Origin of the sequence: Bacillus sp. NTK074B, from assembly GCF_017303375.1 — a bacterium.
Classification (GTDB): Bacteria; Bacillota; Bacilli; order Bacillales; family Bacillaceae_B; genus Rossellomorea.
Genome location: NZ_JAFKOH010000001.1, coordinates 219,227 through 231,432, shown reverse-complemented (window position 1 = coordinate 231,432; position 12,206 = coordinate 219,227). Strand labels below are relative to the sequence as shown.

At 42.0% G+C, this 12,206-nt stretch carries 14 protein-coding genes; 13 read left to right on the top strand and 1 reads right to left on the bottom strand.

The window, feature by feature from the left end:
• The first annotated feature begins 22 nt into the window (after nt 1-22).
• The 5 genes from JI667_RS01280 to fni all read left to right on the top strand — a co-directional run bounded on the left by JI667_RS01280 (nt 23) and on the right by fni (nt 3,914).
• The gene (locus tag JI667_RS01280) at nt 23-211 is read left to right on the top strand and encodes a YpfB family protein (protein WP_206849349.1); all 189 of its coding nucleotides are present in this window, start codon (nt 23-25) and stop codon (nt 209-211) included.
• 127 nt (nt 212-338) lie between these two features.
• Nucleotides 339-1,007, top strand: a complete 669-nt coding sequence (gene cmk, locus JI667_RS01275) for a (d)CMP kinase (RefSeq protein ID WP_211201151.1) — start codon at nt 339-341, stop codon at nt 1,005-1,007.
• 1 nt (nt 1,008) lies between these two features.
• The gene (locus JI667_RS01270) at nt 1,009-1,590 is read left to right on the top strand and encodes a lysophospholipid acyltransferase family protein (protein ID WP_206849339.1); all 582 of its coding nucleotides are present in this window, start codon (nt 1,009-1,011) and stop codon (nt 1,588-1,590) included.
• 119 nt (nt 1,591-1,709) lie between these two features.
• Complete coding sequence (gene rpsA, locus JI667_RS01265; RefSeq protein ID WP_206850477.1) at nt 1,710-2,843, top strand: 30S ribosomal protein S1; 1,134 nt, start codon at nt 1,710-1,712, stop codon at nt 2,841-2,843.
• A 12-nt stretch (nt 2,844-2,855) separates the two neighbouring features.
• Nucleotides 2,856-3,914 (top strand): type 2 isopentenyl-diphosphate Delta-isomerase, encoded by a 1,059-nt coding sequence (gene fni / locus JI667_RS01260; RefSeq protein WP_206849336.1) that lies wholly within the window; start codon nt 2,856-2,858, stop codon nt 3,912-3,914.
• A gap of 285 nt (nt 3,915-4,199) precedes the next feature.
• Here the strand turns inward: fni and JI667_RS01255 are convergent, their stop codons facing one another.
• Nucleotides 4,200-4,331, bottom strand: coding sequence for a YpzI family protein (locus JI667_RS01255; protein ID WP_206849334.1), 132 nt, complete (start codon nt 4,329-4,331; stop codon nt 4,200-4,202).
• 107 nt (nt 4,332-4,438) lie between these two features.
• On the opposite strand from JI667_RS01255, the gene JI667_RS24075 reads away from it, so the two are divergent.
• From JI667_RS24075 to spoIVA, 8 genes are all read left to right on the top strand, one after another.
• Nucleotides 4,439-5,053, top strand: coding sequence for a YphA family membrane protein (locus JI667_RS24075; RefSeq protein ID WP_422652898.1), 615 nt, complete (start codon nt 4,439-4,441; stop codon nt 5,051-5,053).
• Entirely contained in the window at nt 5,050-5,946 is an 897-nt protein-coding gene (locus JI667_RS01245; protein ID WP_206849330.1) for a YIEGIA family protein, read from the top strand. The genes JI667_RS24075 and JI667_RS01245 overlap by 4 nt, the downstream gene beginning before the upstream one ends.
• Nucleotides 5,943-6,134, top strand: a complete 192-nt coding sequence (locus tag JI667_RS01240; protein ID WP_206849328.1) for a capping complex subunit for YIEGIA — start codon at nt 5,943-5,945, stop codon at nt 6,132-6,134. Before JI667_RS01245 ends, JI667_RS01240 begins: the two co-directional genes overlap by 4 nt.
• Nucleotides 6,135-6,303: 169 nt before the next feature.
• On the top strand, nt 6,304-7,614 hold the full coding sequence (gene der / locus JI667_RS01235) for a ribosome biogenesis GTPase Der (RefSeq protein ID WP_206849321.1): 1,311 nt from the start codon (nt 6,304-6,306) through the stop codon (nt 7,612-7,614).
• A gap of 17 nt (nt 7,615-7,631) precedes the next feature.
• A complete protein-coding gene (locus JI667_RS01230; RefSeq protein WP_206849318.1) occupies nt 7,632-8,678 on the top strand; it encodes an NAD(P)H-dependent glycerol-3-phosphate dehydrogenase in 1,047 nt (348 codons plus the stop codon).
• A 352-nt stretch (nt 8,679-9,030) separates the two neighbouring features.
• Nucleotides 9,031-9,219 carry a DUF2768 domain-containing protein gene (locus JI667_RS01225; RefSeq protein WP_206850475.1) on the top strand — a complete coding sequence of 63 codons (189 nt, stop codon included), beginning with the start codon at nt 9,031-9,033 and terminating at the stop codon, nt 9,217-9,219.
• A 29-nt stretch (nt 9,220-9,248) separates the two neighbouring features.
• The gene (locus JI667_RS01220; protein WP_244668161.1) at nt 9,249-9,959 is read left to right on the top strand and encodes a hypothetical protein; all 711 of its coding nucleotides are present in this window, start codon (nt 9,249-9,251) and stop codon (nt 9,957-9,959) included.
• 254 nt (nt 9,960-10,213) lie between these two features.
• The gene (gene spoIVA, locus JI667_RS01215; RefSeq protein WP_206849316.1) at nt 10,214-11,692 is read left to right on the top strand and encodes a stage IV sporulation protein A; all 1,479 of its coding nucleotides are present in this window, start codon (nt 10,214-10,216) and stop codon (nt 11,690-11,692) included.
• Nucleotides 11,693-12,206: the final 514 nt, after the last annotated feature.

Here is a 12,206-nt window from a genome sequence, read left to right as displayed (position 1 = left end):
AAACGGAAAAAGGGTGATTCACGTGAAAACAGTAGAACGAATTTTAATTAAATTAGCCATCATACACTTTATATTACTTATAGCAGTGCAATTCATGGTACATCAACTGAATATCCTCCCCGAACTTCATAAGATCGTGTTCTATGAAGGGGTGGAGAAAATGAAATACAGTGAAATAGTTGAAACCCTAACCAAAAGAGCAGGAGATTGATACCTGCTCTATTTTTCTTGAATGCGTGTTCCCTAAACACATAGTAAAGTAAGAATCGTTAAACGAAAAACAAGATTTATGTTAAAATGGGTAAGAAAATTATTAGGAAATTAAGTAGGTGGATGAATTGAAAAAATTAAGAATTGCGATCGATGGACCTGCAGCTGCAGGGAAAAGCACAGTTGCCAAAATAGTGGCAGGGAAATTATCTTATCTTTATATTGATACCGGGGCGATGTACCGCTCTTTAACATATAAAGCTTTGACGGAGAAAGTAGACTTGCATAATGAAAGTAAATTAAACGAATTGTTGTCAGAAACTATTATCGAACTTGAACCTTCTGATGAAGGACAGCTTGTGTTTCTGGACGGGAAAAATGTGACCGATGAAATCCGTCAATCTGCAGTTACCAATTCAGTTTCCCATGTGGCTGTTCATTCCGGGGTCAGGGAAGAAATGGTGAAAAGACAGCAGGAACTTGCACGGGAAGGCGCTGTTGTAATGGACGGCAGGGATATTGGTACCCATGTCATTCCGGATGCGGAAATCAAGGTATTCTTACTTGCGAGTGTAGATGAAAGAGCACAGAGGAGACACGAAGAGAACTTATCCAAAGGGTATCCATCTGATCTGGAACAATTAAAAGACGAAATTGCCCGCCGTGACAAGATTGATTCTGAAAGGGAGATCGCCCCACTAAAGAAGGCGGCGGATGCAACAGAAATCGATACTACGTCTCTTTCCATTTCAGAAGTCGTGGATCAAATTATGAAGTTAGTAGAAAGGAAAGGTTAAAGTGAACCTATACACCTTCGCTAGAGGTCTCGTTAAATCGATTCTTTTTCCATTGTACCGAATTGATGTGAAGGGAACTGAACATTTCCCGAAAGAAGGAGGGGTCTTGCTTTGTACGAATCACATCGATAATCTTGATCCCCCTGTTGTAGGGATTTCAGCTCCAAGACCTGTGTCGTTTATGGCAAAAGAAGAACTGTTCAATGTACCTGTATTAGGTAAATTATTGCCTGACCTACGGGCATTCCCTGTGAAGAGAGGTATGAGTGACAGGGAAGCACTGCGAAAAGGGTTGCAGGTTCTGAAAGAGGGAGATGTTTTAGGATTGTTTCCAGAGGGTACTAGGAGTAAGACAGGACAAATTGGAAAGGGATTGGCAGGTGCCGGTTTCTTTGCGCTTCGGTCTGAAGCTTACGTGGTTCCCTGTGCCATCATTGGACCATACAAGCCGTTCAAGAAATTGAAGGTTGTATTCGGGCCCCCGATCGATATGGGAAGTATTCGTGAAGAAAGAATAAACGCGGAGAAGACGACGGAAATTATCATGAAGCATATCGAAAATCTTATACACGAGCATCAATAATATAAGGTTTCCCGCTTGACAAAAAGTAGTATTTATTAGAAGTTAGTAGAAAGAATATTTTAAATTGTGAAGTCTTGCAATAATCAAAATCTTTGCAGTCATGGATTAAGGAGGAGTACATAATGGAAGACATGAATGGAATTGAAGTGAAGAATCTTGAAATTGGTGAAAAAGTAAAAGGGACAGTCACTAAGGTGGAAGAGAAACAAGTCTTAGTCGACGTTCAGGATAGTAAAGTGGATGGCATCATTCCAATCAGTGAGCTCTCAAGCCTTCATATCGAAAAAGCTTCTGATGTAGTCAGTGAAGGGGATGTACTTGAGTTAATCGTGACAAAAGTGGAAGAAGAACTACTTGTTCTTTCCAAGCGTAAAGTGGACGCCGAAAAGGCATGGGAAGAAATGAAGGTCCGCTTTGAAAATGGCGATGTCTTCGAAGCAGAAGTGAAAGATGTCGTTAAAGGCGGTCTTGTCGTCGACCTTGGTGTCAGGGGATTCGTACCCGCATCTTTAGTGGAAGATTATTATGTCGAAGATTTTTCAGACTATAAAGATAAAACGTTAACCTTCAAGATTGTTGAATTGGATCAAGATAAGAACCGCTTAATCCTTTCCCATCGGGCTGTAGTAGAAGCAGAAAAGCAGCAGCAAAAGAAACAGCTTCTAACTGATATTGAATCAGGGGCCGTACTGGAAGGGACTGTACAACGCATCACCGACTTTGGTGCATTCGTTGATATCGGGGGAGTAGATGGACTTGTTCATATTTCACAGCTATCCCACGAACATGTAGAAAAGCCTTCCGACGTTGTAACAGAAGGACAGAAGGTGCAGGTGAAGGTGCTGAGCGTCGATCGGGACAACGAACGCATCTCTTTATCCATCAAAGAAACACTGCCGGGACCATGGAGTAATATCTCTGAAAAGGCACCTAAAGGAAGCGTATTGGATGGAGTTGTAAAACGTTTGGTATCTTACGGTGCATTTGTTGAAGTATTGCCTGGCGTTGAAGGACTAGTTCACATCTCTCAAATCTCACACAAGCATATCGGTACTCCACACGAAGTGCTCGGGGAGAATCAGGATGTGAAAGTGAAGGTGCTTGACGTTAACGAAAACGAACAACGCCTGTCATTAAGCATCAAGGCCCTTGAAGAAAAAGAGGAAGAAGTCACGGACTATGAAATGCCGGAAGAAAGTACCGGCTTCCAATTGGGTGAAATGATTGGAGACAAACTAAAAGATCTTAAGTAATGGTGATGAATTGTGACGAGAGCTCAAAGAAAGCAAGATCATATCAATTATGCTTTATCGACCGGTCAGCAGCGAAGGACCGGTTTCGATGAAGTGGCTTTTGTCCACCCAAGCTTACCGAATATAGCAGTAGATGACATTCATCTGCAGACTCAAATTGGCGAACTTACATGGAGTTCGCCAATTTTCATAAATGCTATGACGGGCGGCGGTGGAGATGCTACTTCAAAAATAAACGAAGAACTTTCGATCCTTTCCAGGGAAACGGGTATGGCCATCGCAGTAGGCTCTCAAATGTCGGCACTTAAGGATCCTGCTGAACGAAGGACGTATGAGATTGTCAGGAAACATAACCCCGATGGAATGGTGTTTGGGAATTTAGGAAGTGAGGCTACCGTCCAACAGGCCAAAGATGCCGTTGAGATGATCAGAGCTGACGCATTACAGATTCATTTAAATGTGATTCAAGAATTGACCATGCCAGAAGGGGACCGTGACTTCAGGGGTGCCTTGGATAGAATACAGGAGATTTCTGAAAGTATATGTGTCCCTGTCATTGTGAAAGAGACAGGTTTTGGGATTAGTAAAGAAACGGCAGAATCCTTAACCCACTCAAGTATCTCAGCCATCGACGTAGGGGGCTTTGGTGGAACAAACTTCTCGAAAATTGAAAATCAACGCCGGGAACGTATGTTGAGTTTCTTCGATGACTGGGGAATCCCTACTGCAATATCCCTTGCTGAATGCTATGCTTCGTCGGATAAGCCTATCCTTGCTTCCGGCGGTATCCAGAATAGCTTAGACATCGTTAAGTCTCTAGGTTTGGGAGCATCTGCTGTAGGGGTGGCCGGCGTCATTCTCAAGCAGCTCCTGGAATCGGGTCTTGAGGATACCATTCATGAAGTGAATCAGATGCATACGGATATTCAGTTTCTAATGTGTGCTCTTGGTTGCAGACGGATAGAAGATCTTCATAGCGTACCAATGGTACTATCGGGCCACGTGTATCACTGGCTTGAAAGTAGAGGATTGAATCCTGAAAGTTACAGTAATAGAACGTTAAATGTGTAAAAAGAACGAATTCTCGGATTTGAGAATTCGTTCTTTTTTTGCTGTTTCCATGTTTCTCAAAGCAGCCGGATTTCTTACCATTTCGGCTGGAATAATAAATTTTGTACCTTTTAGCCTGTATTCTTGTCCGTCCTTCCCAAGCGGCATTCCCTTTAAGTGTTGTCCAGCTACGGCGGCTAGTCCCTCGAGGTCATAAGGCAAACAATCCAAAAAGGCAAAGAACGCCTTTCCGGTTTGTTTGCCTTATGCTTGTCGGGCCAGCCCAAGCCGCCTCCGCTTTTAGTGTTACCTCTGTCGATTTTTAGGTCTTTCTGGTCCTTCGAGGCTGGTGGCTCCGTTGTAGTGTGAGCCTTGGTCTCGGTCTGATTCGACTCGTTTACTTTGTTTAAGTTTTTTTTCTTGGCGATCTTTACCCATTTGAAAAACACCTCCCTTTTTTATTTTTTCTTTGAAAAGTTTATTCATACATGAATGAGATACATAAAGATTTTCCATAATGTAGATAATAGAGGGGGAGATTGTTTATGGATGGAGTTTTCTATTTGTGGTTGCTTTGGGGGATATGGACTTATACAACGTTTTTACTTAGAAAGTCTCATCCTGACCGTTTTCAGCTATCTTTTATATGTTTAGTGCTGATTTGTGTTTTTCCATATGGGTTGAAGATAGGACCTTTCGAAGTGGCACTTCCTATTATTGTACTTGCACTTATTTGTATTCTTTACATAAGAAAATTAAGCTTGAAGCAAAAGTTATATATGTTGGTCGTTGTCATGACGATGGGAATGATTTATGGGGGAATTGGTTTACTTTCTATTTATGACCCTGTCCTCATGTTTGTGGATCGGGATTTTATCATTTCACTATCCTTTGTGTTGGTAAGTTTCTTTTTTTACAGTCATTCTTCCCTTTACCAGCTTCGTATCATTGCAATAGGTGGAAGCAGTGTGATTGGTGATTTTTTCCTGGGCATCCCATTATACAAAGTTGGATTTTCTTATTCGTTAGGTGGTCCTGAGTATCTGGATATAGTTGCCTTATCCATAGGGCTGCTGCTGGCATTGAAGGCAGTAGAAGAGTTAAATCAGTTCGTTTACTTCAAGACTGAAACAAATAAGGGGGAAATGAAGAATCTATGAATGTCTATGTGTATCCGGTGATCTTTGGCGTGGTTGTAGGAACTTTGACGAGAATTTATATGCTCCGCACGGACTATCGCCAATATCCAACGTATCTGCACGGGAAGATCATACATATCGCCCTTGGGTTTATTGCAGCGGGCTTAGGCACCATCGCAATTCCAGCATTATTGGAAGAGAACTTCACTGCGATTACGTTTCTTACGGTTGCGGCATCTCAATTTCGTGATGTAAGAAATATGGAAAGAAACACGTTGACGGAGTTGGATGCTTACGAGCTGGTCCCAAGAGGTGCCACCTATATTGAGGGAATTGCCATCGCATTTGAAAGTAGAAATTACTTAGTCATCTTTACCTCACTTCTGGCAACGATTGCGTATATTGTTTTAAACATATATGCAGCCATAGGAATTAGTGTGATTTGTATGGTCCTTGCTCATAAATTGATGGCAGGTGGCCGGTTGAAGGATATAGTTGATATTGAATATGTAAAGCCTCATTTTGATGGTGCCGGTCTGTATGTAGATAACATTTATATCATGAACATCGGTCTTAAAGTCAGACAGGAAGAGATTTTACGATATGGGATGGGTTTTATCCTTTCACCAAAATCTTTCGATGCAAGGTCGACACTTGCCAATCTTGGTCAACGGCAGGCCATTCTCCATGATATGTCCACCTCCCTGGGAATCTTTAAAGACTCGGGGACTCCTGCATTAACACCTCTTGCCAAGAGAGATTTAGATGATGGAAGAGTCGGGGTTTTTGTCCTGCCTCAGAGAAAGGACGTAGAGAAAGCGATTGCCATTCTTGGGCAGGTTCCGACCCTGGAGAATGCCATCAGGATGCCGTCTGAGTCGAAAGCGAATCAGGAGGGGAGTAAATTAAAATGAGTACAACCATACAGAAATTTATCCTGGCAACCGTGACGACCACACCTGAAAAAGTGCCAACTGGTACAAGTGTCTTTTATTGCAAGACAGACGAGGAATTACAAAAAATTTGTGCGAACTTAGAGGCTATTCTCGATGGGATTGCACATGAAATTGATGAGGGACTTTTCATCATTGTAAAACATTGATTGCCAGTTTATTCTTTTACTGATAAAATAGTAAAGTTAGGGGACTGTCCCATAAGGAAACAATACCTTAAGGGCCAGTCCTTCTTATGCATAGTCAATGCTAGACCTGAAAAGGCTTAAAAAGAGGAAATGTAAGAGAGGACAACTTCTTACAGAAAGGGTGAATAATGTGACAAAACCAGTAGTAGCAATCGTAGGGCGTCCGAACGTTGGGAAGTCCACGATCTTTAATAGAATTGTTGGAGAAAGAATATCAATAGTTGAAGACGTACCTGGTGTAACAAGAGACCGTATATATAGTTCTGCAGAGTGGCTTACGCATGAATTTAATATCATCGATACAGGTGGGATTGAACTAGGGAATGAACCTTTCCTGGATCAAATCAGACAGCAGGCTGAAATTGCCATAGATGAAGCTGACGTCATCGTATTCTTAACGAATGGTCGTGAAGGAGTAACGGCAGCGGATGAAATTGTAGCCAAGATCCTTTATCGCTCCAAAAAACCGGTCGTTCTGGGGATAAATAAAATCGATAACCCGGAAATGAGAGAAATGATTTATGATTTTTATTCCCTGGGATTTGGAGAGCCATATCCAATTTCAGGTTCACATGGTCTTGGTTTGGGAGATCTTCTCGACGAAGTTGTTAAGAACTTCAAGCATGAAGAGGAAGAGGACTATGCTGAAGATGTGATAAAATTTTCTTTGATCGGTCGTCCAAATGTTGGGAAATCTTCATTAGTCAACGCCTTATTGGGGGAAGACCGTGTCATTGTAAGTAATGTTGCGGGAACCACAAGGGATGCGATTGATTCTTCCTATACGTATGATGGGCAAGATTATGTCATCATTGACACAGCTGGTATGAGGAAAAAAGGGAAAGTGTATGAAACCACTGAAAAATATAGCGTTCTGAGAGCCCTGAGAGCAATTGAGCGTTCAGATGTCGTCCTATCCGTCATCGACGGTGAAGAGGGCATTATTGAGCAGGATAAGAAAATCGCAGGGTATGCCCACGATGCCGGCCGTGCAGTGGTGATTGTTGTGAATAAGTGGGATGCCGTAGAAAAAGACGAGAAAACCATGAACAAATGGGAAAAGAATATCCGTGAGCATTTTCAATTCCTTGACTATGCTCCTATCGTTTTTCTTTCTGCGAAAACAAAGAAACGTATTCATACCTTGCTGCCGATCATTAATACGGCAAGTGAAAATCACGCCATGCGTGTTCAATCAAGCGTGTTGAACGAAGTGGTCATGGATGCGGTTGCAATGAATCCGACACCGACGGATAATGGTAAGAGACTCAGAATTTATTACGCGACACAAGTAGCTGTAAAGCCACCTACATTCGTCGTTTTTGTCAATGATCCAGAATTGATGCACTTCTCTTATGAACGATTCTTGGAAAACAGAATACGGGATGCATTTGGATTTGAAGGAACTCCTATTCGTATTATTGCCCGAGCTAGAAAATAATAAGGTGGGTGTAAAAAATGAAAAGTTCAAAAAACGTAACGGTTGTCGGAGCGGGAAGCTGGGGTACGGCTCTCGCGATGGTTCTTGCTGATAATGGATTGGAAGTCAGGTTATGGGGCCACAAGAAAGAGCAGATCAAGGAAATCAACACTCAGCATACCAATCAAAAGTATCTGAAAGGAATCGAACTTCCAGAGTCCATAATAGGTTATCACGATCTTGGGGAATCACTCGTTGGGGTGGACACCATCATTCTTGCCGTTCCTACGAAAGCGATCCGTTCCGTTCTCGGACAAATTCAAGAGGTTCAAAGTGAACCGTTGACTGTAGTACATGTGAGTAAAGGAATCGAGCCCGATTCCCTCCTCAGGATTTCGGAATTGATCGAGGATGAAATGGCACCCGGGAATCTACATACAGTAGTGGTATTATCAGGACCGAGTCATGCTGAAGAAGTGAGCTTAAGGCACCCCACGACTGTGACCGTATCTTCAAAGGATATGAAGGCTGCTGAAGAAGTTCAGGACCTGTTCATGAACATGAATTTCCGTGTGTATACGAATCCTGATATTCTCGGGGTTGAAATTGGAGGTGCGTTAAAGAACATCATCGCCCTCGCTGCAGGAATTACTGATGGACTGGGCTACGGAGATAATGCCAAAGCGGCCCTGATCACTCGCGGACTTGCAGAAATAGCTCGCCTTGGAACGAAAATGGGGGCAAATCCATTAACATTTTCAGGCCTGACCGGTATAGGCGATCTTATCGTTACGTGTACAAGTGTTCACTCTAGAAACTGGAGAGCCGGTAATATGCTAGGGAAGGGCCATAATCTTGATGAGGTCCTTGCCAACATGGGAATGGTTGTAGAAGGCGTAAGGACGACAAAAGCGGCACACCAACTGGCAAGAAAATTCGAAGTGAAGATGCCGATAACAGACGCGCTTTATGATGTCCTTTTCAATAAAGTTGAAGCGAAAGAAGCGGTGGACCATTTAATGGGTCGAGTGAAAACCAATGAAATGGAAGATCTGGTAAATATTCTTGGTGAACGGTTAAACTGATTTTGAAATGAAAGGGAAGACATCCAAAAGGGATTTATGATAAAAGCAGAATAAATCCTCCGATTATGGGCATTCGAGGATGCGAACGTTGATGCTTCTGCATACACTGTCATGAATATATACAGCTACAGCTTTAGCTTTGCCTATGGATGGGTAGGTCTCCCTTATTAAGAACTCCTTCGAGTGTTTTAACGATTTTGTTTAAACGCTCAAGGAGATTTTTTTGTTTATGCACATAGTGATGAACTACATGGTTTGTAGCAGATTCATGAACAACCATTCTTTTCTATTCTTTAGTGAAAATCTTATGATATAATACATTCGATAACAGGAGGGATGTACTTTGGATTCAATGACGAAGATGTGGATTTCATTTGCATCGATGGGGTTCATGTTTTTTGCCATATTATCGATTTATTTCAGCAGGTACAAGATTAAGCAGAAATTCCTGCGTTTTATTACAGCTTTCATGGCTTACATACTGATGATCGCTGGTGGCCTCATGATGGTTTATATAGTATTCAGCGGACCCACCAACTAGGATCCGCCCGATTGAAAGGACGTTTTAGATTGAAGCGCATAGGTATAACAGCATTTCTTCTCATTGTAACGATGAGTCTGCTTTCCGGTTGTTTGTATCCGGACGAAGAGTTGAGTCAGAATCAGATTCCATATGAAACCCAGGTGAAGGCTGTACAAGATGCAGTAGAAACCTATCAGAAAGATAAAGGCGGCCTGCTTCCGATCAAGACGAGAGATCAGGAGACTCCGATTTATCAGAAATATCCGATTGATTTCAGAAAATTATCACCACAATACTTACCTGAAATCCCTGGGAATGCGTTTGAAAACGGAGGGATATTTCAATATGTCCTCGTAGATGTGGAAGAAGATCCGAAGGTGAAGATATTCGATCTTCGAATGGCAGAACAAATCAGGGAGTTGAAAATCAGGATTCAGGCTCAGGATTATCCGCCATTTAAAGAGGAAGTAGCAAATAATGTCTATACATTGAATTATAAGGAGCTTGGGTATGAGAGTGAAGTGTACGTGAACAGCCCATATTCAAATAAAAATCTTCCCCTTGTCATTAATGGGGATGGAGACATTTTTGTGGATTATTCCATGGACCTATTTGAAAAACTCAAACCCAAAGATCAACGGTTCAATAAAGGGGAGGATATAAGGAAACTGCTAGTGGAAGGCTCCTTTTTTGTCCCTGCGTACTCATTACCTTACACGGTAGATGAAAATAACGAACCTGTCTTTATGACAAAATAGGCATAACCCTTTTCTTGCAAAATATATTGTAAGGGAAGGGTTATTATTTTTATGTCATCCTTTATAGGGTTATTTCATCAAAACAAATGATCATAAATGCTTAAGACATAATAAATTTTTCACTTTTAATCATAAGGGGGGAAAAAAAGCATATTAATAGTCATAAGTCAGTGGGACAACATCATAACTATAGAATGTGAGACACAGAATACACGGATGAAACATCCCTGGAATATAAGATGGGAGGGAATCTCTTGGAAAGAGTCGATCTATTTAAAGACATTGCCGAAAGAACTGGCGGAGATATCTATTTAGGTGTGGTAGGAGCAGTAAGAACAGGAAAATCAACATTCATCAAGAAGTTCATGGAACTTGTCGTCCTTCCTAACATCGCAAGCGAATCAGAGCGTGCAAGAGCGCAGGATGAGTTACCGCAAAGTGCAGCGGGAAGGACCATCATGACGACTGAACCTAAATTTGTTCCGAATCAAGCCATCTCTGTTCACGTAGATGAAGGACTCGAAGTGAATATTAGATTGGTAGATTGTGTAGGATATACGGTCCCTGGCGCAAAGGGATACGAGGATGAAAATGGACCGCGGATGATCAATACGCCATGGTATGAAGAGCCTATTCCATTCCATGAAGCAGCCGAGATCGGCACGCGGAAAGTCATCCAGGAACACTCTACGATCGGAGTTGTTGTGACCACAGACGGCTCCATAGGAGAAATTGGCAGAGGGGACTACATTGAGGCAGAAGAAAGGGTCATTGAAGAGCTGAAAGAAGTAGGCAAACCTTTCATCATGGTCATCAACTCAGCAAGACCACATGCACCTGAAACGGAAGATTTAAGAGTGAAGCTTCAAGATAAATATGACATCCCTGTCCTCGCCATGAGTGTAGAGAGTATGAGGGACTCTGATGTACTGAATGTCCTGAGAGAAGCGCTATTTGAATTCCCGGTACTTGAGGTGAATGTCAATCTCCCAAGCTGGGTAATGGTACTAAAAGAAGAGCATTGGCTAAGACAAAACTATCAGGAAGCCGTGAAGGAAACGGTTAAAGATATAAAACGGCTCCGAGATGTGGATCGTGTTGTCCATTACTTCAGTGAATACGATCATATCGAACGGGCGGGACTTGCCGGTATTGATATGGGTCAGGGGATTGCTGAAATCGACTTGTACGCCCCTGATGAACTGTATGATGAAGTCCTGAAAGAAATTGTAGGGGTGGAAATTCGAGGGAAAGATCACCTTCTGGAATTAATGCAGGATTTCGCCCATGCGAAAGCGGAATATGACCAAATCTCCGACGCGTTAAGAATGGTTAAGCAGACAGGGTATGGTATAGCGGCTCCTTCATTGAATGATATGAGCCTCGATGAACCGGAAATCATCAGGCAGGGTGCCAGATTCGGGGTCAGCTTAAAAGCCGTTGCTCCATCGATTCACATGATCAAAGTGGATGTACAGTCAAAGTTCGAGCCGATCATCGGAACAGAAAAGCAAAGCGAAGAACTGGTGCGTTATCTGATGCAGGATTTTGAAGATGATCCATTATCCATTTGGAATTCCGACATTTTCGGCAGAAGTTTAAGTTCCATCGTAAGAGAAGGAATACAGGCGAAACTATCCCTGATGCCTGAAAATGCCAGATATAAACTCAAAGATACGCTGGAAAGAATCATCAACGAAGGATCGGGTGGATTGATCGCCATCATATTATAAATGATCTTGACCTTCTTAGGAGGGTCTTTTTTTATTGGGACTCTATTGTGTCCCTCTTCATTTATCAGGAACTGAATGGTTTTTTCTGGGAATCGATTAGAATTACCCCAATTCAGAATGTATATTTATTATTTTTAAATTGGAACGAATCAGGTTCCTGCACTTGTGAATAAGGGTGAAAGGCTTGATATGTATAGGTTTGCCGGATTGTCAATACAAATTGTTCCTATGCATTAGGGTTGGAAATCAGGGTAGTGATGTTTAAGGGATTCCAAGGTTGGGAAGTTAGATAGAGTACATGAAGAAGAGAGGGTATCAGTTGCAGTCATTCGAAAGAAGTGATAGGTTGAATAGAGTGCAAGGATAAAGGGCTAACGGGTGATTCTATTACATTTATGTTTCAAATAAGAAAAGATTCCCATTATTTCTTGATTTGTTCTTGCTAAGGTCAATCTATTGTGATAATCTTTTAACAGAATTGTTGTTGAATATTGATTCAGCAACGTTTTCAAGC